Consider the following 22,800-nt stretch of genomic DNA (forward strand, 5'->3'; position numbering starts at 1 on the left):
GGGAGGAAGGCTGTTATGAACTGCGTTGAAGAGCACGATACGTGTCTGACCACTGCTATCACGTCATCGCAACACCTTCGCGGCGCCGCGAAGCCAATAAGCACACTACAGTTCGGGGAAGACACCTGGCCCATCCTCGAAACAGGCCTCTCGCAGCGATGTTCATTACCGCCCAAAGAGATTGTCTTCGGCGCTGCACGGTGGGCGCTCGCGGCGGCCCGCGGGATGCTACCGCGGCCCACGACCGACAGCCCACCGCAGCGTCAGCGCTACCCGAAGCGCTACCGATTCCTGGAGCACTCCTGCCTAGAACGCGAGATGCGTCGACTATAGAACAGCGTCGCGTGTTTGTCTCGGTAGCTGCTCTGTATAGTATGCGTTGCTTAACCGCATGTGGGAGGGTGATTTTGGGCTGTTCTGGGGGGTCGGAGCGATGACCGGGCGATGTCCGACGGTTGCCGTGGTCGGAGCGGGTATGTCCGGAATGTGCGTCTCAATTACGTTGCTGAGCGCAGGGATTACTGATGTCTGCATCTATGAAAAGGCCGACGATGTTGGCGGAACGTGGCGCGATAACACCTATCCAGGTCTGACATGTGATGTGCCGTCCCGGCTCTATCAGTACAGCTTTGCCAAGAATCCGAACTGGACCCAGATGTTTTCACGCGGAGGCGAAATCCAAGATTACTTGCGTGGGATCGCCGAGCGCTACGGGCTGAGGCACCGGATTCGGTTTGGCGCCACGGTTGTCAGCGCCCGATTCGACGACGGCCGGTGGGTGTTGCGCACCGATTCCGGAACGGAGTCGACAGTAGACTTCTTGATTTCGGCCACCGGCGTTTTACATCATCCCCGAATACCGCCGATCGCTGGTTTGGACGACTTCAGGGGGACGGTGTTTCACTCGGCTCGCTGGGATCACACGGTTCCGCTGCTGGGACGCCGAATCGCGGTGATCGGTACCGGGTCCACGGGCGTACAACTCGTCTGCGGCCTGGCTGGGGTCGCGGGTAAAGTCACCATGTTCCAGCGCACCGCACAATGGGTGCTGCCGTGGCCTAACCCTCGATACTCGAAGCTGGCGCGTGTTTTCCACCGCGCTTTTCCGTGTCTGGGTTCGCTGGCCTATAAGGCATATAGCCTTTCCTTCGAAACGTTCGCGGTTGCGCTCAGCAATCCAGGTTTGCACCGAAAGCTGGTAGGGGCCGTGTGTCGCGCCAGCTTACGTCGGGTGCGTGACCCCCGACTGCGTCGGGCACTGACGCCTGATTACGAGCCGATGTGCAAACGGCTAGTGATGTCCGGCGGATTCTATCGGGCGATTCAGCGTGACGACGTCGAATTAGTCACCGCCGGTATCGATCACGTCGAACATCGGGGCATCGTCACCGATGATGGTGTGTTGCACGAGGTGGACGTCATCGTGCTTGCCACGGGGTTTGACTCTCATGCATTTTTCCGGCCGATGCAGCTGACCGGTCGCGACGGCATCAGGATCGACGATGTGTGGCAAGACGGTCCGCATGCTCATCAAACCGTCGCAATACCTGGATTTCCGAACTTCTTTATGATGTTGGGGCCACACAGCCCAGTGGGAAACTTCCCGCTGACAGCGGTCGCCGAATCTCAGGCTGAACACATAGTGCAGTGGATAAAGCGATGGCGCCATGGTGAATTCGACACCATGGAACCGAAGTCAGCTGCTACCGAAGCATATAACACGGTGTTGCGGGCCGCGATGCCGAACACCGTCTGGACCACCGGCTGCGACAGCTGGTACCTGAACAAAGACGGTATTCCTGAGGTTTGGCCATTTGCACCGGCCAAACACCGCGCCATGCTCGCTAACCTACATCCCGAAGAATACGACCTGCGACGCTATGCTGCGGTGCGCGCAACTAGTCGGCCTCAAAGCGCTTGAAGCCTATCGAGGTGCTGGACGGTGACGTTCGCGCGGGATCGGCCACTAATCCCGTTCTGACGGCGCTGACAAAGGTTATAGCGGTGACCATTGGCGCAGCTTCGGTATCGGTTTCGGGCACCGCTCGGCCGACGCGGCGCAGATACTCGGCCAATGGAGTAGCGGTCGCGCGCCAGCCTCGCTCATCGAACCATTCCGTGGCCCGCGCCCACCGCTCGTTGTAGACCATTTGAAAGAACCTGCGCGGGTCGCCTTGGGCGTTCGCGGCGCGTTCTCGTTCGAGCTTCGCTGCGAATTCGCAAGGGTCCAGTGGAGTTGCTTCCTCGACAGCAACGTGGCTACCGGGGCTAGCCAAGGTGTCGATGCCGATAAACAGGCGCTGCTGGGCCTCGGCCGAGAGATAGACCAGCAGGCCCTCGGCGATCCAAGCCGACGGCCGGTTGGCATCAAATCCGTTGTTACACAAGGCTATCTGCCACTCATCGCGCAGATCGACAGCAACCGACCGACGTTGGGCTCGCGGCCGTATGTGATAGTCGGCGAGCACCGCGTTCTTGAAGTCGAGGACCTGAGGTCGATCCAACTCGAAGATTGTTGTCCCGATTGGCCATTGCAATCGGAATGCACGGGAATCCAATCCTGCAGCCAAGATGACCACCTGCTTCATGCCGGCGGCCGTTGCCCGGGAGAAATACTCGTCGAAATACCTGGTGCGGGCACCTTGGAAGTTGACGAAATGCTCACCGAAGTCCCCGGTTGTCAGATAGTGATCGGGCAGCTTGCCGTCCAATACGTCGGCCCATTCACCACCTGCGGCACGGCAGAAAACCTCGGCATAGGGATCGATGGCCAGCGGATCGGCCTTCTGCGTCTCCAATACTCTTGCGGCGGCTACCAATAGTCCTGTCGAACCAACACTCGTGGTGACATCCCAGCTATCGTCCTCGGTCCGCATTCATCGAACTCTAGTTGCTCCAGTCCGCCCACCGCTGTCGGTATCCCAGCGCAGTCGGCCGTGCACACATATCTGCGCGGTGGACTTGGTACTTCTACGCGCATTCGCCGATGTTTTGCGATCCGCGGCGGGTCTATGGTGCCATTTATGTGCCAGGATCGGTCTTCAATAACAACGTCGCGAAGCGAGGGGTCGTGACGTGAGAGGGCTCGCTTATGCCGGCGGTGGATGCCCAGTAGGGCGACGGTCCAGGAATTCTCAGACAGTTATCCGTTCTGCCACAATGGATTCCGGCCGATCATGATGCCAAAGATCGTCTCCGTCCAACATTCCACTCGCCGCCACTTGACGAGCTTTGTCGGTCGCAAGGCTGAGCTGAACGACGTGCGGCGGCTCCTGTCCGACAAACGACTGGTGACGCTTACCGGTCCGGATGGGATGGGGAAATCCCGTCTCGCGCTGCAGATCGGCGCCCAGATTGCACACGAATTCACTTATGGCCGTTGGGATTGCGACTTGGCTACGGTCACTGACCGAGACTGCGTGTCCATCTCGATGCTGAATGCCTTGGGCTTGCCTGTCCAGCCGGGTTTGTCTGCGATCGACACGCTCGTCGGTGTCATCAATGATGCTCGGGTGCTGCTGGTGTTGGACCATTGTGAGCATTTGCTGGACGCGTGTGCCGCAATAATTGATTCGCTGTTACGTTCCTGTCCGAGATTGACGATCCTGACGACAAGTACCGAAGCGATCGGGTTGGCGGGCGAGCTGACCTGGCGGGTGCCCCCGTTGTCGCTGACCAACGATGCCATCGAGCTGTTTGTCGACCGGGCACGCCGAGTGCGGTCGGATTTTGCGATTAATGCCGATACCGCGGTGACGGTCGGGGAAATCTGCCGACGCTTGGACGGTGTGCCACTGGCGATCGAGCTGGCCGCGGCGCGAACGGACACCTTGTCGCCGGTGGAGATCCTTGCTGGTCTAAATGACCGATTCCGGCTGGTGGCCGGTGCTGCGGGCAACGCGGTGCGCCCCGAACAGACGCTGTGTGCCACGGTGCAATGGTCGCATGCTCTGTTGAGTGGACCTGAGCGTGCGTTGTTGCACCGGTTGGCAGTCTTCGCCGGCGGGTTCGACCTTGACGGCGCCCAGGCGGTCGGTGCCAATGACGAGGACTTCGAGGGCTACCAGACACTCGGCCGGTTTGCCGAGTTGGTGGACAAGGCATTTGTCGTCGTCGAAAACAACAGGGGCCGAGCGGGATACCGGTTGCTGTATTCGGTGCGTCAGTACGCGTTGGAGAAGCTCAGTGAGTCGGGAGAGGCCGACGCCGTGCTTGCGCGTTACCGCAAGCACCTCAAACAACCCAACCAGGTAGTGCGTGCTGGGTCAGGCGGGGTTCGGTACTGATGCGTGAACGTAGCTTAACCGTCGGTGGGAATTGACCGCGCCACCCATAGCAGTCGAGAGGAACACCCGCAGCAAAGTGCGCCAACAACAGGAGGCTGACGTCGTTGCCCTGGGTCGAAAGCCAGGGCTGCTATGTGTGCCGGAAAGGTTCCGTGCAATGGATCTTCCGATGGCAGCCGCCGATGCCTTATTCCTATGGGCCGAGACGCCGACGCGGCCGCTGCATGTCGGCGCGTTGGCCGTGCTGAGTCAGCCCGACAACGGGACCGGGCGTTACCTGCGCAAGGTGTTCTCCGCCGCGGTGGCCCGTCAGCAGGTGGCGCCGTGGTGGCGCCGACGCCCGCACCGGTCGCTCACCTCGCTCGGGCAGTGGTCTTGGCGCACCGAGACCGAGGTGGACCTGGATTACCACGTGCGGCTTAGCGCATTGCCGCCACGGGCCGGTACCGCCGAGCTGTGGGCGTTGGTTTCTGAACTACACGCCGGCATGCTGGACCGCTCCCGCCCGCTATGGCAGGTGGACCTGATCGAGGGTCTACCTGGCGGGCGGTGCGCGGTCTACGTCAAGGTCCACCATGCGCTGGCGGACGGAGTCTCGGTGATGCGGCTTTTACAACGGATCGTCACCGCGGACCCGCATCAGCGTCAGATGCCCACCTTGTGGGAGGTGCCAGCGCAGGCGTCGGTGGCCAAACACACGGCACCGCGCGGTTCGTCGAGACCACTGACGTTGGCCAAGGGGGTGCTGGGTCAAGCCAGGGGCGTCCCGGGCATGGTGCGCGTAGTGGCCGATACCACGTGGCGGGCAGCGCAATGTCGCAGCGGGCCGCTGACACTGGCCGCACCACACACCCCGCTGAACGAGCCGATCGCCGGGGCCCGGTCCGTGGCAGGTTGTTCCTTTCCGATCGAGCGGCTGCGACAGGTCGCCGAACACGCCGATGCCACCATCAACGATGTCGTGCTGGCCATGTGCGGCGGGGCGTTACGTGCGTACCTGATCAGCCGGGGAGCGTTACCGGGTGCGCCGCTGATAGCGATGGTGCCGGTTTCGCTGCGCGATACCGCAGTTATCGACGTGTTCGGCCAGGGTCCAGGCAACAAGATCGGTACGTTGATGTGTTCGCTGGCGACGCACCTGGCCAGTCCGGTCGAACGGCTGTCGGCGATACGGGCAAGTATGCGCGACGGCAAAGCCGCGATCGCCGGCCGAAGCCGAAACCAGGCGCTGGCTATGAGCGCATTGGGCGCCGCCCCGCTCGCCCTTGCGATGGCCCTGGGGCGCGTGCCCGCGCCGCTGCGCCCACCAAATGTGACGATCTCCAACGTGCCGGGCCCGCAGGGCGCGCTGTACTGGAACGGCGCTCGCCTGGACGCGCTCTACCTGCTCTCGGCACCTGTCGATGGCGCGGCGTTGAACATCACCTGTAGCGGCACCAATGAGCAGATCACTTTCGGTTTGACGGGCTGCCGTCGTGCCGTCCCCGCGCTGAGCATCCTGACCGACCAGCTCGCCCACGAACTCGAGCTACTCGTTGGCGTCAGTGAAGCCGGCCCAGGGACCAGACTTCGAAGGATCGCAGGGCGCCGTTAAACGGACGCCGCGAGTCATCACCCGGCCGAGCGCGCAGCGGCTTACCTTACGCGCGGCCGCCCATGGTGCCAGAGACCCCACCCCGGGCAGGCGGGTCATCCCGATAGCGACTACCTTCAGCTATAAGCACTTAGTGGGGCAGCCATATCAGCCAAAGCGCGAAGGGGTTCTCGTGGCCGACACCGACGACACCGCAACCCTCCGTTACCCGGGAGGCGAGATCGACCTGCAGATCGTGCACGCCACCGAAGGCGCCGACGGCATTGCGCTCGGGCCGCTGCTGGCAAAAACCGGGCACACCACGTTCGACGTCGGCTTCGCCAACACGGCCGCCGCTAAAAGCTCCATCACCTACATCGACGGAGATGCCGGCATTCTGCGTTATCGCGGCTACCCGATCGACCAACTGGCGGAGAAGTCAACCTTCATCGAGGTCTGCTACCTGTTGATTTACGGCGAGCTGCCCGATACCGACCAGCTTGCCCAGTTCACCGGCCGGATCCAGCGCCACACCATGCTGCACGAGGATCTCAAGCGGTTCTTCGACGGCTTTCCGCGCAATGCCCACCCGATGCCGGTGTTGTCCAGCGTGGTCAATGCGCTGTCGGCGTACTACCAGGATGCTCTGGACCCCATGGACAACGGTCAAGTCGAGCTGTCGACCATTCGGCTGCTGGCCAAGCTGCCCACCATCGCCGCGTACGCCTACAAGAAATCGGTCGGCCAGCCCTTCCTCTACCCAGATAACTCACTGACGCTGGTGGAGAACTTCCTACGGTTGACGTTCGGATTTCCCGCCGAGCCCTACCAGGCCGACCCCGAGGTGGTGCGGGCGCTGGACATGTTGTTCATCTTGCACGCCGACCACGAGCAGAACTGCTCGACGTCGACGGTTCGGCTGGTTGGCTCGTCGCGAGCCAACCTGTTCACCTCGATCTCGGGTGGCATCAACGCACTATGGGGTCCGCTTCATGGCGGCGCCAATCAGGCTGTCCTGGAGATGCTCGAGGGCATTCGCGACAGCGGCGACGACGTCAGCGAGTTTGTACGCAAGGTCAAGAACCGCGAGGCCGGGGTCAAATTGATGGGTTTCGGTCATCGTGTCTACAAGAACTACGATCCGCGGGCCCGCATCGTCAAGGAACAGGCCGACAAGATCCTGGCCAAGCTCGGCGGCGATGACTCCTTGCTGGGCATCGCCAAGGAGCTCGAAGAGGCGGCGCTGACCGACGACTACTTCATCGAACGCAAGCTTTACCCCAACGTCGACTTCTACACCGGCCTGATCTACCGGGCCCTCGGCTTCCCGACCAGGATGTTCACCGTGTTGTTTGCCCTGGGCAGGCTTCCCGGCTGGATCGCGCACTGGCGTGAGATGCACGACGAGGGCGACAGCAAGATCGGCCGGCCCCGCCAGATCTACACCGGCTACACGGAGCGCGACTACGTCACCATAGACGCGCGGTAGGCCGGCGAGCAGACGCAAAAGCCCCCTAAACCGGCAGGTATTAGGGGCTTTTGCGTCTGCTCGCCAGGCAAGCCAGCACTGCCATCGCGGCGTTGTGACCGCCGATGCCCGACACCGCCCCGCCGCGACGGGCACCCGAGCCGCACAGCATGATCCGCTCGTGGTCGGTGGCTACGCCCCACTGCCGTGCCGGTGTGTCCAGCGGATCGTCGTTGTCAGCGAACGGCCAGGACAACGCACCGTGGAAGATGTTGCCGCCGGTCATCCCAAGCGTCCGCTGCAGGTCCAGGGTGGTCGTCGTCTCGATGCATGGCTTGCTCTGCGCATCGGTCCAAAGCACGTCCTGAATCGGTTCGGCCAGAACGGAATTCAGCGACGCTAGGACGGCTGCCGTCAGCCGTTCGGCTAAGCCTTCGGTGTCGCCGAACACCGAGTGCGGTGTGTGCAAGCCGAACACCGTCAGCGTCTGAGCGCCGGCATCGCGCAACCGGGCGGACAGGATGCTCGGGTCGGTCAGCGAATGGCAGTAGGCTTCGCAGGGTAGGGGATCCGGCAACCGCCCGCTGGCTGCTTGCGAGTACGCGGCATCCAATTGGCTCCATGTCTCGTTGACGTGGAACGTCCCGGCAAATGCTTGCTGCGGTGTGACACTGTCGTCGCGCAACCGGGGGAGTCGGCGCACCACCATGTTGACCTTGACCTGTGCGCCCGGGGCCAGTGCCGCAACCGGTTCACCGAGCAGGCTGGCCAGCACCGCCGGTGTGACCCCGACCAGAACGAACCGGCCCCGGACCAAATGCTCGGCACCGTCGCTACCGTCGCTGTGGTAGCGCACCGTACCGTCTGGATCAAGGGCGAAAACGTCTGCACCGGTGACTATTTCGGCGCCGTGGCGGGCAGCTGCCGTGGCCAGGGCCGAGGTCACCGACCCCATGCCGCCGATTGGGACGTGCCAGACTCCGGTGCCCCCACCGACCAGGTGATACAGGAAGCAGATGTTCTGCATCAGCGACGGTTCGTGCATGCGGGCGAAGGTGCCGATCAGCGCGTCGGTGGCGATCACCCCGCGTAGCAGGTCATTGGCCACCGCGCCGGCGATGGCATGCCCGATCGGCTCGTCGACCATGGCTTGCCAGGCAGCGGCCGCCTCGTGGCCGCCGTATTCCACAATGTCGCGGCGGGCCTGCTCGCGGGTGCGCAGCGGCTCGATCAGGGTGGGCCACAGCCGTGCGGTCACCAGCCGGCAGCGCCGGTAGAACGCGGCGAAGCCGTGCGCATCCGGCGCGGCGCCGATCGCCGCGAGGTGCGCTGCGCGTGGTTCGCCGGTGGGCCCGATGAGCAGGCCAGAGCGCCCGGCCGTGGCTGGGGCAGGGGTGTATGAGGAAAATGGCCGCCGCGCCAACCGCACCGGAGCGCCGAGGTCGGCGACGATGCGCGACGGCAGCAAGCTGACCAGGTACGAGTAGCGTGACAGCGCGACCTCGACACCGTCGAAGGCCTGTATCGACACCGCGGCCCCCCCAGTCTGTGCCAGCCGCTCGAGCAGTCGCACTCGAAGCCCGGCCCGGGCCAGGCAGGCGGCCGCGACCAAGCCGTTGTGACCGCCGCCAACCACGACAACGTCGAAGTCCCTGTCGTGATCGCTCATAGTGACGGCGGCTATCGAGACGGATCTAGCCGGTGTACCCCTCGACTTGGTCGGCGGGACGCACGACTGCTTCGCGCGGGTCACCACCGGTTTGGCGCAATGCCCGTCGCTGTCGGAGCAGGTCCCAGCACTGGTCGAGTTCGATCTCGATGCGGCGCAGTTGCTGCTGCTCCTCGGACTCGCTGATGCCACCGTGCCGCAGCTGCGCTCGCAACGCCTTCTCCTCGGCCACCAGGTCACGGATGTGTGCCAGGGTCTCGCTGTCTGTCGGTTTGCGTCCCTTGCCCATGGCTCCAGTGTGCCCGATTTGACGCGGTGTCCCGGCACCGACTCGGTAGGCTGCATATCGCCTGCAGCACGGACGAGACGCGTTCGACGACCTGAGGGAGTGGCGTAGTGGCTTCTAAGGCGGGTTTGGGCCAAACACCCGCGACCACCGACGCGCGACGAACTCAGAAATTCTACCGGGGCTCGCCGGGCCGTCCGTGGCTGATTGGCGCGGTGGTTATTCCGTTGCTGATAGCGGCAATCGGTTACGGTGCATTCGAGCGGCCCCAGTCCGTTACCGGACCGACCGGTGTGTTGCCGACACTGACACCGACCAGCACCCGGGGCGCTTCTGCGTTGTCCTTGTCTTTGCTGTCAATTAGCCGCAGCGGCAACACCGTTACTCTGATCGGTGACTTCCCCGATGAGGCCGCCAAGGCGGCCTTGATGACGGCGCTCAACGGCTTGCTTGCTCCGGGCGTGAACGTCATCGACCAGATTCACGTCGATCCCGTTGTGCGATCACTTGATTTCTCAAGTGCGGAACCAGTTTTCACCGCCAGCGTGCCGATTCCTGATTTTGGCCTCAAAGTCGAAAGGGACACCGTCACCTTGACCGGAACTGCCCCTTCATCCGAGCACAAGGACGCAGTGAAGCGCGCGGCGACCAGCACCTGGCCTGACATGAAAATCGTTAACAATATTGAGGTTACGGGGCAGGCACCGCCAGGACCCCCGGCCTCCGGCCCATGTGCCGACCTGCAATCAGCCATCAATGCCGTGACGGGTGGACCCATCGCGTTTGGCAACGACGGGGCTAGTCTGATCCCAGCCGACTATGAAATCCTGAACCGGGTAGCCGACAAGCTCAAGGCATGTCCGGACGCTCGGGTGACGATCAACGGCTACACCGACAACACCGGCAGCGAAGGTATCAATATCCCGTTGAGCGCTCAGCGAGCCAAGATAGTCGCCGACTACCTGGTTGCCCGCGGAGTTGCCGGCGATCACATTGCCACCGTGGGTCTCGGTTCGGTGAATCCGATCGCCAGCAACGCCACACCCGAGGGGCGCGCCAAGAATCGTCGCGTCGAGATCGTGGTCAACTAAGGAGAACCCAGCATGGATTTTGTGATCCAGTGGTCGTGCTACCTGCTGGCGTTCCTGGGGGGCTCGGCTGTTGCCTGGGTAGTCGTCACTCTGTCGATCAAGCGCGCCAGCCGTGATGAGGGTGCTGCGGAGGCGCCCAGTGCAGCCGAGACAGGCGCACAGTGATGGAACACGTGCACTGGTGGCTGGCGGGCCTGGCGTTCACGCTCGGGATGGTGCTGACGTCGACGCTGATGGTCCGGCCCGTCGAACATCAAGTGCTGGTAAAGAAATCGGTCCGCGGGTCAAGCGCTAAGTCCAAGCCGCCAACGGCGAGAAAACCCGCCGTCAAGTCGGGCACCAAGAGAGAGGAGTCGCCGACGGCGAAGACCAAGGTGGCAACGGAGTCTGCTGCGGAGCAGATCCCGGTTGCCGGGGAGCCCGCGGCGGAGCCGATCCCGGTCGCCGGCGAGCCGGCGGCGCGTATTCCGGTGGTTCCGTACGCGCCGTACGGCCCGGGCTCGGCGCGCGCTGGTGCCGATGGCAGCGGACCGCAGGGGTGGCTGGTGAAGGGCCGCTCGGACACCAGGCTCTACTACACTCCCGAAGATCCGACGTACGACCCTACTGTCGCCCAGGTTTGGTTCCAGGACGAGGAGTCGGCAGCGCGGGCGTTTTTCACGCCGTGGCGCAAGAGCACACGGCGGACATGAGGTCAGGGCCGCAGGGCTAACTGGGCCCGGGAAGGCGCAACACGAGGCGCGCGCCACCCAGCGGGCTGTTCTCCAGCGACGCGGTGCCGCCGTGCAACTGGGCCTGTTGGGCCACCAACGCCAGCCCGAGACCCGACCCCGAATGAGATGCCGTGGACCCGCGGGAGAACCGCTCGAACACCACTTGGCGCTCACCTTCGGGCACTCCGCTGCCGTTGTCGTCGATGGCGATCTCCACGCCGGCCCGCGAGCTGACCGCGGAGAGTTGAACCAGGGTGGCGCCGCCGTGCTTGACCGCGTTGGCGATGGCGTTGTCGACGGCCAGGCGCAACCCGGCCGGCAAACCCACGATGATGCAGGTCGGCGACGGCACCAGCGATACATCGAGATCGGGGTAGATCCGGGCCGCGTCGTGGGCGGCGCGGTCGAGCAGGTCGGTGATATCGACCGGCACGTGATCGTCCGAGGTCGACAGTTCGCCCTGGGCCAACCGCTCCAGCGCGCTCAGGGTGGCCTCAATGCGCGACTGGGTGCGGATGACGTCGTTGAGCACTTCTTTGCGCTGGTCGTCGGGCAGATCCAGGGTGGACAGCACCTCCAGGTTGGTGCGCATCGCGGTCAGCGGAGTGCGCAGCTCGTGGGAGGACACCGCCGCGAAGTCACGCGCCGACGCAAGCGCCTCCTTGGTTCGGTTCTGCTCGTTCCAGATGCGCTGCAGCATGCCGCGCATCGCCTCGGCGATCTCGATGGCTTCGCTGGCGCCGTGTACTTCCACGCGTGGCGCCTCGTCGCCCGCGTCGATGGACCGGGTCTGCTCGGCGAGCTGCTTGAACGGGCGTACCGCGAACGCGGCCAACAGCCAGGCGAACACCGCCGCCGCGCCGATGGCGAAGGTACAGATCAGCAGCACCCGGCGGTGCAGGTTGTTGGTCTCGGCTACGGTGGCGTCATACGTCGCGCCCACCGCCACCGACGTCGGCTCGGGCCCGGGGATCTCCACCGTGCGCACGCGGTAGCGCACCCCGCGGACGTAGGTGTCGGCGTAGTCGTCTTGCAGTTTGGGCAGCGTGATGTCGGAATTCGACTTGATCACGTTGCCACGGCGGACCGTGATGAGGGCGTCCTGGTCGTTCGGTGAGCGCGGGATCTCGTCGAGGCCACGCGGCACGAACGGGATCGCGAAACCCGCGGCCTCGTCGAGCCGGCGGTCCAGCCGCTCCTTGCGGTCGTTGGTGATCCCGACCCAGACGACGGTGCCGACAATGAGTACCGGGATCGCGGCGCCGATCGCCGTCGCGACCACCACCCGGGTTCGCAGCGAGGGCGTACGGGCGAAGATCCGCGACAGAATATTCATGCATGCCCCGTCACTGCATACGCAGCACGAATCCGACTCCGCGGACGGTATGCAGCAGCCTAGGGCCACCGCCGGCCTCCAGTTTGCGCCGCAGGTACCCGATGAAGACGTCCACCACGTTGGTGTCGGCGGCGAAGTCGTAGCCCCACACCAATTCCAGGAGTTGCGCTCGGGAGAGCACCGCGGTCTTGTGCTCGGCCAGCACCGCGAGCAGGTCGAATTCGCGCTTGGTCAGGTCGACGTCGACGCCGTTGACCCGGGCCCGCCGGCCGGGGATGTCCACCTCCAGCGGGCCCACCGTGATGGTTTCCGAGGACGACGTTGCAGTGGAGCCGCGGCGGCGCAGCAGCGCCTTCACCCGTGCCACCAGCTCGGCCAGCACGAACGGTTTCACCAGGTAATCGTCGGCGCCGGCCTCCAATCCGGCCACTCGGTCATCGACAGAGCTGCGTGCGGATAGCACACAGACCGGGACGTCGTTGTCCATCGCGCGTAGTGCCGTCACGACGCTGACTCCATCGAGCACTGGCATGTTGATGTCGAGCACGATCGCGTCCGGCCGGTTCTCGGTGGCGCTGCGCAAGGCCTCGGCGCCGTCCACCGCGGTCGCTACCTCGAATCCGGACAGCCGTAAGCCGCGTTCCAGCGAGGCGAGCACATCGGAGTCGTCGTCGACGACCAACACCCGAGGTGAGGTCACACCAGTGTCCATGCCGCCCATTTTGCCTGATTACCGTCCAGCAGGGTGGGAGGGTGAGCCGCCGGGTCGCGTGCTGGGCGAGCAGACACAGAGTCGCATCAAAACCGCCGATTTTGTGCGACTCTGTGTCTGCTCGCGGGGTGCGCGCGGGTTAGTCGCGGGGCAACCCGATCCGGCGGTAGCGTTGCAACCGAGTCGCGAGGCGTTCCGGGGCCGGTATCTTCCGTAACGCGTGCACTTCGGCGGCGATGGCGTTCGACAGTCGTAGGGCGAACTCGATCGGCTCGTCTGCGGCGTCGGGGTACTCCGGCACGATGGTGTCGACAATCCCCGACTTCAGTAGGTCGGCCGACCGGATGCCTTGGGCGGCAGCGAGTTCGGCGGCATGAGCAGTGTCTCGGAACACGATCGCGCTGGCTCCTTCGGGAGGCAAGGGCGCCAGCCAGCCGTGGAGTGCGGCCAGCACCCGGTCGGCGGGCAACATCGCCAGCGCCGGCCCGCCGCTGCCCTGGCCCAGCAGGATCGACACGGTCGGGGTATCCAGCGTGACGAGCTCGGCCAGGCAATGCGCGATCTGGCCGGCCAGCCCGCCCTGTTCGGCTGCGGCCGACAACGCGGGTCCGGCCGCGTCAATGACCAGCACCAGCGGCAGGCACAGCTCGGCGGCGAGCGCCATCCCGCGTCGGGCTTCGCGTAACGCAGCGGGCCCGACAGTGCTTCCCCCGCCGCCTACTGCCCTTTGCTGGCCGAGGACCACCGTGGGTTGGCCGCCAAAGCGGGCCAGCGCCAGCAGCGTGGTCGCCGCTTCGCCTTGATCGGTTCCTGACAACAACACCCGGTCGGTGGCGCCGTGTCGCAGTAGCTGCCTGACGCCCGGCCGGTCCGGCCGGCGCGATGCCACCACCGAGTCCCACGTGGGCACATCGGGTACGGGCGCGGGCGTCTGCGGTGCCGGAAGCGGTTCGGGAGCGTCGATGAGCACCGTCAACGCACGATCCAGCATCGGTCGTAGCCGGTCCAGTGCAACGACGCCGTCGATGATCCCATGCCGCCGTAGATTCTCGGCGGTTTGGACGCCGGATGGGAAGGGGTCGCCATAGAGCAACTCATAGACCCGTGGTCCCAGAAAGCCGATCAGGGCGCCCGGCTCGGCGACGGTGAGATGCCCCAGCGAGCCCCACGACGCGAAAACTCCACCCGTGGTCGGATGGCGCAAATAGACCAGGTAGGGCAGGCGCGCCTGGTTGTGCAGCTGGATGGCCGCAGCGATCTTCACCATCTGCAGAAACGCGACCGTGCCTTCTTGCATGCGGGTGCCTCCCGAGCTTGGTGACGCCAGTAGCGGCAGCCGCTCGGCGGTCGCCCGCTCGACGGCGGCGGTGATCCGTTCGGCCGCTGCCACCCCAATCGAGCCGCCCAGGAAGTCGAACTCACAGGCCACCACGGCCACCCGCCGCCCGAATACGCGTCCCTCACCGGTCTGCACCGATTCGTCCGCGCCGGTGGCCGCCCGAGCGGCGGCCAGCTCCCGCGCATAGGAGTCGGCTACCGGCACCGCCAGCGGCTCGCTATCCCAGCTGACGAAAGATCCCCGGTCTAGCACCGCGTGCCGCAGTTGGTCGGTCGTGATACGACTCACGCGATGAGGCTATATAGGCTGACCCAATGATCGGTATCACCCAGGCAGAAGCCGTGCTGACCATTGAGCTGCAACGCCCGGAGCGCCGCAACGCCTTAAATTCCCAGCTGGTCGAGGAGCTTACGCAGGCCATCCGGAAAGCCGGGGATGGATCGGCTCGGGCGATCGTGCTGACCGGCCAAGGCACCGCGTTCTGCGCTGGCGCGGACCTGAGCGGAGACGCATTCGCCGCCGATTATCCCGACCGGCTCATCGAGCTGCACAAGGCGATGGACGCCTCCCCGATGCCAGTGGTCGGCGCGATCAACGGTCCCGCCATCGGCGCCGGCTTGCAGCTTGCCATGCAATGCGACCTGCGGGTTGTCGCGCCCGATGCCTTCTTCCAGTTTCCGACGTCGAAATACGGTCTGGCCCTGGATAACTGGAGCATCCGCCGGCTGTCGTCGTTGGTTGGGCACGGACGTGCCCGCGCGATGCTGCTCAGCGCGGAAAAGCTGACCGCCGAGATCGCACTGCACACCGGAATGGCGAATCGCATTGGCACTTTGGCCGACGCCCAGGCCTGGGCCGCCGAGATCGCCAGGCTGGCACCACTGGCTATCCAGCACGCCAAGCGGGTGCTCAACGACGACGGCGCTATCGAGGAAGCGTGGCCGGCCCATAAGGAACTCTTCGACAAAGCCTGGGGCAGCCAGGATGTCATCGAAGCGCAGGTTGCCCGGATGGAAAAGCGGCCGCCGAAGTTCCAAGGGGCTTAACCGTCATGGTGCGCCGAGCGCTACGACTGGCGGCCGGCACCGCCTCGCTGGCCGCCGGCACGTGGCTGTTGCGTGCGCTGCACGGCACGCCGGCCGCGCTCGGTGCCGACGCGGCGTCGATCAGGGCTGTGTCGGAGCAATCGCCGAACTATCGTGACGGCGCCTTCGTCAACCTGGATCCCGCGTCGATGTTCACCCTGGATCGCGAGGAGCTTCGGCTCATCGTGTGGGAGTTAGTGGCCAGACACAGTGCGAGCCGGCCGGCGGCGCCGATCCCGTTGGCCTCGCCGAATATCTACCGGGGTGACGCCAGCCGGCTCGCCGTCAGCTGGTTCGGTCACTCGACGGCGCTGCTGGAAATCGACGGCTACCGGGTGCTTACCGATCCGGTGTGGAGCGATCGGTGCTCACCGTCCGACGTCGTCGGCCCCCAGCGCCTGCATCCGCCGCCGGTGCAACTGGCAGCTCTCCCGGCCGTCGACGCCGTGGTCATCAGCCACGACCACTACGACCATCTCGATATCGACACCGTGGTTGCGCTGGTCGGCATGTAACGGGCCCCGTTCCTTGTGCCGCTCGGGGTCGGCGCCCACCTTCGGTCGTGGGGTGTTCCGCAGGATCGCATTGTTGAGCTCGACTGGAACCAGAGCGCTCAGGTCGATGAGCTCACCGTGGTCTGCGTGCCGGCACGGCACTTCTCGGGACGGTTCCTGAGCCGCAACACCACACTGTGGGCCTCGTGGGCGTTTGTTGGGCCGAACCATCGCGCCTACTTCGGCGGTGATACCGGATACACCAAGAGCTTCACCCAGATCGGCGCGGACCACGGACCGTTCGACCTGACCCTGCTGCCCATCGGGGCCTACAACACGGCGTGGCCGGACATCCACATGAACCCCGAGGAGGCGGTCCGGGCGCACCTGGACGTCACCGATTCGGGCTCGGGAATGCTGGTGCCGGTGCACTGGGGCACCTTCCGGCTGGCCCCCCATCCGTGGGGCGAGCCGGTCGAGCGGCTGCTCGCGGCGGCTGAACCCGAGCACGTCACGGTAGCCGTGCCGCTACCCGGTCAGCGGGTCGACCCGACCGGGCCCATGAGATTGCACCCATGGTGGCGGCTGTAATTCCCCGCAGCGCCCGGCTAATGGTGCTAGGGGGCGAGCCGAGGCGATCAAACCACCGAGTGTTCCGGCCGCGTTGGCTACTATCTGCGGCCATGACCAAACGAGCGGCAACGGCCGCCATGGTGATGTTGCTGACGTTAACGGGTTGCGGATCCACGCACCAGGCACTTGGCCCGCCGTCCGGGTTGCCCGATGCCTCTCCCAATGAGAGGTCAGCGATACAGATCCCCGCTGGCCGCATCGACGATGCCGTGGCAAAGGTCGACGGCCTGGTCGGCGAGCTGATGCAGAATACCGGCATACCCGGAATGGCAGTGGCGATAGTCCATGGCGGAAAGACGTTGTATGCCAAAGGGTTCGGTGTCAGAGACGTGGGCAAAGGTGGTGGTCCGGACAACAAGGTGGACGCCGACACCGTCTTTCAGTTGGCGTCGGTGTCCAAATCGGTCGGCGCCACGGTGGTGGCGCATGCGGTAACCGACAACGTCGTGACCTGGGATACGCCCGTCGTATCGAAGCTGCCGTGGTTTGCCCTTCGCGATCCCTACGTCACCGGCCAGGTAACCATTGCTGACCTCTACTCGCATCGCTCCGGCCTGCCCGACCATGCGGGCGATCTGTTGGAGGATTTGGGTTATGACCGTCGACAGGTACTGCAGCGGCTGAAATACCTGCCGCTGGCACCGTTTCGAATCAGCTATGCCTACACCAACTTTGGTGTGACCGCGGCGGCCGAAGCGGTCGCGGCCGCGGCCGGCCAGTCCTGGGAGGACCTGTCCGACGAGGTGCTCTACCGCCCGTTGGGGATGGGGTCTACGAGTTCCCGGTTCACCGACTTTCTGGCCAGGCCCAACCATGCGGTCAACCACGTCAAGGTCGCAGACCGATGGGAGGCGCGCTACCAGCGCGATCCCGACGCCCAATCACCTGCGGGCGGGGTGAGTTCGTCTCTTAACGACATGACGCACTGGCTGGCCATGGTGCTGGCCGACGGCGTGTACAACGGCCGTCGGATCACGTCGCCGGAGGCCCTGCTCCCCGTCTACACGCCGCAGGTGATCTCTCGACACCCGGTGTCACCGAGAGCGCGGGCCAGCTTCTATGGCTACGGATTCAACGTGGGGGTAACCTCTTCGGGACGCACCGAGTACAGCCATTCCGGCGCCTTCGGGCTGGGTGCCGCGGCGAATTTCGTGGTGCTGCCCTCCGAAGACCTGGCCATCATCGCGCTGACCAACGCCGGGCCCATCGGCGTGCCGGAGACGCTGACCGCCGAATTCATGGACTTGGTGCAGTACGGCCAGGTACGCGAGGACTGGGCGGCCCTGTACAAGAAGGCATTTGCCCCGCTGAACGAGCTCGCGGGCTCGCTGGTCGGCAAGCAATCCCCGGCCAACCCAGCGCCGAGCAGACCGCTGAACGACTACGTCGGCGTGTACGCCAACGACTACTGGGGGCCCGCCACCGTGACCTACCACGACGGCCAACTGCGCCTGTCGCTGGGGCCGAAGAACCAGACGTTCGATTTGACGCACTGGGACGGCGACACTTTCACGTTCACGTTGTCGACCGAAAACGCATTGCCCGGATCGATTTCCAAGGCCACCTTCGCCGGCGACACGTTAAACCTGGAATACTACGACGCCGACAAGCTGGGAACGTTTACCCGATGACCCGTTCGGCTTCGGCGACAGCCGGTTTGACCGATGCCGAAGTGGCGCAACGGGTCGCCGAAGGCAAGAGCAACGATATCCCGGAACGGGTCACCCGCACCGTCGGGCAGATCGTCCGGGCCAACGTATTCACGCGGATCAACGCGATTCTGGGCGTTTTGCTGCTCATCGTCTTGGCGACGGGCTCGTTGATCAACGGGATGTTCGGCCTGCTCATCATCGCCAACAGCGTCATCGGCATGGTCCAGGAGATCCGTGCCAAGCAGACGCTGGACAAACTCGCGATCATCGGACAGGCGAAACCGTTGGTGCGCAGGCAATCCGGAACGCGCACGCGGTCGACCAACGAGGTGGTGCTGGACGACATCATCGAACTTGGGCCCGGGGACCAGGTTGTCGTCGACGGCGAGGTCGTCGAGGAGGAAAACTTGGAGATCGACGAATCATTGCTGACCGGCGAGGCCGACCCGATTGCCAAAGACGCTGGCGATACCGTGATGTCGGGCAGTTTCGTCGTCTCCGGTGCCGGCGCCTACCGCGCCACCAAGGTCGGCAGCGAAGCATATGCAGCCAAACTGGCCGCCGAGGCCAGCAAGTTCACCCTGGTGAAATCCGAATTGCGCAACGGCATCAACAGGATTCTGCAGTTCATCACTTACTTGTTGGTGCCGGCCGGCCTGCTGACCATCTACACCCAGTTGTTCACCACACACGTGGGATGGCGGGAATCCGTGTTGCGGATGGTGGGCGCGCTGGTGCCGATGGTTCCCGAAGGCCTGGTGCTGATGACCTCGATCGCCTTCGCCGTCGGGGTGGTCAGGCTCGGCCAGCGTCAATGCCTGGTGCAAGAGTTGCCCGCCATCGAGGGGTTGGCGCGGGTGGACGTGGTCTGCGCCGACAAGACCGGCACACTGACCGAAAGTGGCATGCGGGTCTGCGAGGTCGAAGAGCTCGACGGGGCTGGTCGACAGGAAAGTGTCGCCGATGTGCTGGCCGCCCTGGCCGCCGCCGACGCCCGTCCCAACGCGAGCATGCAGGCAATCGCCGAGGCCTTTCACTCGCCGCCGGGCTGGGTCGTGGCCGCGAACGCGCCTTTCAAGTCGGCCACCAAGTGGAGCGGCGTCTCCTTTCGCGATCACGGTAACTGGGTGATCGGCGCGCCCGACGTGCTGCTCGATCCGGCTTCGGTGGCGGCCAGACAGGCCGAGCGGATCGGAGCGCAGGGATTGCGGGTGCTGCTGCTGGCTGCTGGCAGTGTGGCCGTCGACCATGCCCAAGCGCCGGGTCAGGTCACCCCGGTAGCGCTGGTTGTGCTGGAGCAGAAGGTGCGGCCCGACGCCCGTGAAACGCTGGATTATTTTGCTGTTCAGAATGTTTCGGTCAAGGTGATCTCCGGTGACAACGCGGTGTCGGTTGGTGCGGTCGCCGACCGGCTCGGGCTGCATGGCGAGGCGATGGATGCGCGTGCGCTGCCGACGGGCCGCGAAGAACTGGCCGACACACTGGACTCTTACACCAGTTTTGGCCGTGTGCGGCCGGACCAGAAGCGTGCGATCGTGCATGCTCTGCAATCACACGGGCATACCGTGGCGATGACCGGCGACGGCGTCAACGACGTGCTTGCCCTCAAGGACGCTGATATCGGTGTGGCGATGGGCTCGGGCAGCCCGGCCTCGCGTGCGGTGGCACAGATCGTGTTGCTGAACAACCGGTTTGCCACGCTGCCCCATGTGGTCGGCGAGGGGCGTCGGGTCATCGGCAATATCGAACGGGTCGCCAATCTATTCCTGACTAAGACGGTGTATTCCGTGTTGCTGGCGCTGCTGGTGGGTATTGAGTGCTTAATTGCCATACCGCTGCGGCGTGATCCGCTGTTGTTCCCGTTCCAGCCGATCCACGTCACCATCGCGGCCTGGTTCACTATCGGGATCCCAGCGTTCATCCTGTCCTTGGCGCCCAACAACGAGCGGGCCTATCCGGGCTTCGTTCGGCGAGTTATGACGTCTGCGGTGCCGTTCGGACTAGTCATCGGTGTCGCGACTTTCGTCACCTATCTGGCCGCTTACCAGGGTCGCTACGCCTCGTGGCAGGAGCAGGAACAGGCGTCGACCGCTGCGCTGATCACGTTGTTGATGACCGCGTTATGGGTGCTGGCGGTGATCGCACGCCCCTATCAGTGGTGGCGACTGGCGCTGGTGCTTGCCTCCGGACTGGCCTATGTGGTGATCTTCAGCCTTCCGCTGGCGCGGGAGAAGTTCCTGCTGGATGCCTCGAACCTGGCGACGACGTCAATCGCGCTGGCGGTTGGCGTGGTGGGTGCGGCGACCATTGAGGCGATGTGGTGGATCCGAAGCAGGATGCTCGGTGTGAAACCGAGAGTGTGGCGATAACCGCGAATCGCCGCGCATTAGCGCCCGCAGTTCGGGCAATCCGAGGGCGTTGCGGCGTAGTGCATCCAGGCGGCCATTGATGGCTTCGGTAGGGCTGGTCTTGCCGCGGCGCCGGTCGGGGTGGGCGTAGGCGGCGATCAGGCGCTGGGAGAAGCCCCAGCACATTTTGCCGTGTGTTGAGCGGTGGGTAGCGCGTGCGCGGGGTGTGTCGTACTCGGTAGAGCGGATCTCCGCGCGGCCCCGGTGACCGCCCGTGAGCTGTTGGATGGTTGGTGGTGCATATCGTCGGTCTGTCGATCGAGACCACAGCACCGACCGACTCCGCGATTACTCCCATCATGGTCCGGGAAATCAACATCGGTGAGATCCCCCTAGGCCTCAGGCTGGGCAGCGACACCACACTGCTCGACGCCGCTCTCGCGGGTGGGTAACACCGGCAGCCAGCTTTCGGGCTTTTCCCGACCGGCTCTAAGGGCTGGTTGCAGTCAACCGCACCGCGACAAGTAGGGTTCACCAGAGGATACTGGGGCCAAGCTCGTGGCAAGAAACGGTACGCATGGGAATCCTGGACAAGGTAAAGAACCTGCTGTCGCAGAACGCCGACAAGGTCGAGACGGTGATCAACAAAGCGGGCGAATTCGTCGACGAGCAGACGCAAGGCAATTATTCTGACGCCATCCACAAGCTGCAGGACGCGGCCAGCAACGTCGTCGGCATGAGCGACCAGCAGAGCTAGCACGCATGGCGAAACTGTCCGGATCCATCGACGTACCGCTGCCACCGGAGGAAGCCTGGATGCACGCCTCCGATCTGACTCGTTACCGAGAGTGGCTGACCATCCACAAGGTATGGCGCAGCAAGTTGCCCGAAGTGCTCGAGAAGGGCACGGTCGTCGAGTCGTATGTCGAGGTCAAGGGCATGCCCAACCGGATCAAGTGGACGATCGTGCGGTACAAACCCCCGGAGGGCATGACGCTCAACGGCGACGGTGTGGGTGGTGTCAAAGTCAAGCTGATCGCTAAGGTAGCGCCGAAAGAGCACGGCTCCGTCGTCAGCTTCGATGTGCACCTCGGCGGCCCGGCCCTGCTCGGGCCGATCGGCATGATCGTCGCCGCTGCATTGCGAGCCGACATCCGCGAATCGCTGCAGAACTTCGTCACGGTGTTTGCCGGCTGACCGGCGAACGTGATCGGTGTCGATGAGTTTCAGACTCCGGGGCGGTCGGTACCTGTGAACCCTGATCCAGGGCCCGACACAGACTAGGAGGTCATCCGTGCCTACTCGTAGTAGCGCGCCGCTGGGCGCACCCTGCTGGATCGACTTGACGACTTCGGACGTCGACCGTGCCCAAGATTTCTACGGCACGGTGTTCGGCTGGGCGTTCGAGTCCGCGGGACCCGACTACGGCGGATACATCAATGCCGCCAAGGGCGGTCACCCGGTCGCCGGCCTGATGGCCAATCGGCCCGAGTTTCAGTCTCCCGACGGCTGGGCCACCTACTTTCATACCGTCGACATCGGTGCGACCGTGGCCAAGTTGGCTGCCGCGGGCGGTTCGTCGTGCCTGGACCCGATGGAAGTACCCGGCAAGGGCTTCATGAGCCTGGCGGTCGATCCGTCGGGTGCGGCCTTCGGCCTGTGGCAGCCGCTGCAGCACCACGGCTTCGAGGTGATCGGTGAAGCCGGCTCGCCCGTCTGGCATCAGCTGACGACGCGCGACTACCGTTCCGTCATAGACTTCTACCGCCAGGTCTTCGGGTGGCGCACCGAACAGATTTCCGACACTGACGAATTCTGCTACACCACAGCATGGTTCGACGATCAGCAATTGCTCGGTGTGATGGACGGCAGCTCCTGTCTCCCCGAAGGCGTTCCGTCGAATTGGACCATATTCTTTGGTGCCGAGGACGTTGACGAGACGTTGCGGGTGATCTGCGACAACGGCGGAAGTGTGGTGCGGGCCGCCGAGAACACCCCGTATGGCCGATTGGCCGCGGCAGCCGACCCGATGGGCGTTGTCTTCAATTTGTCGTCTCTGCAGGCGTAATGGCGAATCGGGCTGCCGCGTGGCGCGCGGCGACCCGCCCATGCGCA

At 64.5% G+C, this 22,800-nt stretch carries 20 protein-coding genes and 1 pseudogene; 15 read left to right on the forward strand and 6 right to left on the reverse strand.

What is annotated here, in order from left to right:
• The first annotated feature begins 433 nt into the window (after positions 1-433).
• A complete protein-coding gene (locus FF952_RS04720; RefSeq protein WP_031656771.1) occupies positions 434-1,921 on the forward strand; it encodes a flavin-containing monooxygenase in 1,488 nt (495 codons plus the stop codon).
• Here the strand turns inward: FF952_RS04720 and FF952_RS04725 are convergent.
• Positions 1,899-2,876, reverse strand: coding sequence for a class I SAM-dependent methyltransferase (locus FF952_RS04725; protein ID WP_015631226.1), 978 nt, complete (start codon positions 2,874-2,876; stop codon positions 1,899-1,901). The two genes, FF952_RS04720 and FF952_RS04725, sit on opposite strands and share 23 nt — an antisense overlap.
• Positions 2,877-3,104: 228 nt before the next feature.
• On the opposite strand from FF952_RS04725, the gene FF952_RS04730 reads away from it, so the two are divergent.
• From FF952_RS04730 to FF952_RS04740, 3 genes are all read left to right on the forward strand, one after another.
• Positions 3,105-4,286, forward strand: coding sequence for an ATP-binding protein (locus FF952_RS04730; RefSeq protein WP_003404660.1), 1,182 nt, complete (start codon positions 3,105-3,107; stop codon positions 4,284-4,286).
• Between the two features lie 157 nt (positions 4,287-4,443).
• Complete coding sequence (locus tag FF952_RS04735; protein ID WP_003898635.1) at positions 4,444-5,880, forward strand: WS/DGAT/MGAT family O-acyltransferase; 1,437 nt, start codon at positions 4,444-4,446, stop codon at positions 5,878-5,880.
• Between the two features lie 172 nt (positions 5,881-6,052).
• Positions 6,053-7,348: a citrate synthase gene (locus tag FF952_RS04740; RefSeq protein ID WP_003901040.1), complete on the forward strand. Its 1,296-nt coding sequence runs from the start codon at positions 6,053-6,055 to the stop codon at positions 7,346-7,348.
• Between the two features lie 40 nt (positions 7,349-7,388).
• Here the strand turns inward: FF952_RS04740 and FF952_RS04745 are convergent, their stop codons facing one another.
• Both FF952_RS04745 and FF952_RS04750 read right to left on the reverse strand, forming a co-directional pair.
• The gene (locus FF952_RS04745; RefSeq protein WP_003904503.1) at positions 7,389-8,996 is read right to left on the reverse strand and encodes a phytoene desaturase family protein; all 1,608 of its coding nucleotides are present in this window, start codon (positions 8,994-8,996) and stop codon (positions 7,389-7,391) included.
• A 25-nt stretch (positions 8,997-9,021) separates the two neighbouring features.
• Entirely contained in the window at positions 9,022-9,285 is a 264-nt protein-coding gene (locus FF952_RS04750) for a DUF2630 family protein (RefSeq protein WP_003404673.1), read from the reverse strand.
• Positions 9,286-9,392: 107 nt separating this feature from the next.
• On the opposite strand from FF952_RS04750, the gene arfA reads away from it, so the two are divergent.
• Genes arfA through arfC form a run of 3 tightly spaced genes read left to right on the forward strand, consistent with a single transcriptional unit; the run spans position 9,393 to position 11,065 of the window.
• Complete coding sequence (gene arfA / locus FF952_RS04755) at positions 9,393-10,373, forward strand: channel-forming protein ArfA/OmpATb (RefSeq protein WP_003404684.1); 981 nt, start codon at positions 9,393-9,395, stop codon at positions 10,371-10,373.
• 12 nt (positions 10,374-10,385) lie between these two features.
• Positions 10,386-10,538 carry a channel accessory protein ArfB gene (gene arfB, locus FF952_RS04760; RefSeq protein WP_003404687.1) on the forward strand — a complete coding sequence of 51 codons (153 nt, stop codon included), beginning with the start codon at positions 10,386-10,388 and terminating at the stop codon, positions 10,536-10,538.
• A complete protein-coding gene (gene arfC / locus FF952_RS04765) occupies positions 10,538-11,065 on the forward strand; it encodes a channel accessory protein ArfC, sunset domain variant (protein WP_003404688.1) in 528 nt (175 codons plus the stop codon). Before arfB ends, arfC begins: the two co-directional genes overlap by 1 nt.
• 16 nt (positions 11,066-11,081) lie before the next feature.
• Here arfC and prrB read toward each other — a convergent pair whose 3' ends face one another.
• From prrB to FF952_RS04780, 3 genes are all read right to left on the reverse strand, one after another.
• On the reverse strand, positions 11,082-12,422 hold the full coding sequence (gene prrB, locus FF952_RS04770; RefSeq protein ID WP_003404689.1) for a two-component system sensor histidine kinase PrrB: 1,341 nt from the start codon (positions 12,420-12,422) through the stop codon (positions 11,082-11,084).
• A 10-nt stretch (positions 12,423-12,432) separates the two neighbouring features.
• Positions 12,433-13,143 (reverse strand): two-component system response regulator PrrA, encoded by a 711-nt coding sequence (gene prrA / locus FF952_RS04775; protein ID WP_003404690.1) that lies wholly within the window; start codon positions 13,141-13,143, stop codon positions 12,433-12,435.
• A 130-nt stretch (positions 13,144-13,273) separates the two neighbouring features.
• Positions 13,274-14,761: a carboxyl transferase domain-containing protein gene (locus FF952_RS04780; RefSeq protein WP_003404691.1), complete on the reverse strand. Its 1,488-nt coding sequence runs from the start codon at positions 14,759-14,761 to the stop codon at positions 13,274-13,276.
• 26 nt (positions 14,762-14,787) lie between these two features.
• On the opposite strand from FF952_RS04780, the gene FF952_RS04785 reads away from it, so the two are divergent.
• The 8 genes and pseudogenes from FF952_RS04785 to FF952_RS04820 all read left to right on the forward strand — a co-directional run bounded on the left by FF952_RS04785 (position 14,788) and on the right by FF952_RS04820 (position 22,753).
• Complete coding sequence (locus FF952_RS04785; RefSeq protein ID WP_003404702.1) at positions 14,788-15,519, forward strand: enoyl-CoA hydratase; 732 nt, start codon at positions 14,788-14,790, stop codon at positions 15,517-15,519.
• A 5-nt stretch (positions 15,520-15,524) separates the two neighbouring features.
• Positions 15,525-16,643, forward strand: a pseudogene (locus tag FF952_RS04790) (MBL fold metallo-hydrolase).
• Positions 16,644-16,735: 92 nt separating this feature from the next.
• Positions 16,736-18,316, forward strand: a complete 1,581-nt coding sequence (locus FF952_RS04795) for a serine hydrolase (RefSeq protein ID WP_003909313.1) — start codon at positions 16,736-16,738, stop codon at positions 18,314-18,316.
• Complete coding sequence (locus FF952_RS04800) at positions 18,313-20,706, forward strand: cation-translocating P-type ATPase (protein WP_003898639.1); 2,394 nt, start codon at positions 18,313-18,315, stop codon at positions 20,704-20,706. Before FF952_RS04795 ends, FF952_RS04800 begins: the two co-directional genes overlap by 4 nt.
• A gap of 272 nt (positions 20,707-20,978) precedes the next feature.
• Positions 20,979-21,137 carry a hypothetical protein gene (locus tag FF952_RS04805; protein ID WP_003404720.1) on the forward strand — a complete coding sequence of 53 codons (159 nt, stop codon included), beginning with the start codon at positions 20,979-20,981 and terminating at the stop codon, positions 21,135-21,137.
• A gap of 125 nt (positions 21,138-21,262) precedes the next feature.
• The gene (locus FF952_RS04810) at positions 21,263-21,442 is read left to right on the forward strand and encodes an antitoxin (protein WP_003404724.1); all 180 of its coding nucleotides are present in this window, start codon (positions 21,263-21,265) and stop codon (positions 21,440-21,442) included.
• A 5-nt stretch (positions 21,443-21,447) separates the two neighbouring features.
• Complete coding sequence (locus FF952_RS04815) at positions 21,448-21,882, forward strand: type II toxin-antitoxin system Rv0910 family toxin (protein ID WP_003404726.1); 435 nt, start codon at positions 21,448-21,450, stop codon at positions 21,880-21,882.
• A 97-nt stretch (positions 21,883-21,979) separates the two neighbouring features.
• Positions 21,980-22,753, forward strand: coding sequence for a VOC family protein (locus tag FF952_RS04820; protein WP_003404735.1), 774 nt, complete (start codon positions 21,980-21,982; stop codon positions 22,751-22,753).
• Positions 22,754-22,800: the final 47 nt, after the last annotated feature.

The sequence above is a fragment of the Mycobacterium tuberculosis complex sp. N0072 genome (assembly GCF_030323725.1).
In the GTDB taxonomy this organism is placed as follows: Bacteria; Actinomycetota; Actinomycetes; order Mycobacteriales; family Mycobacteriaceae; genus Mycobacterium; species Mycobacterium tuberculosis.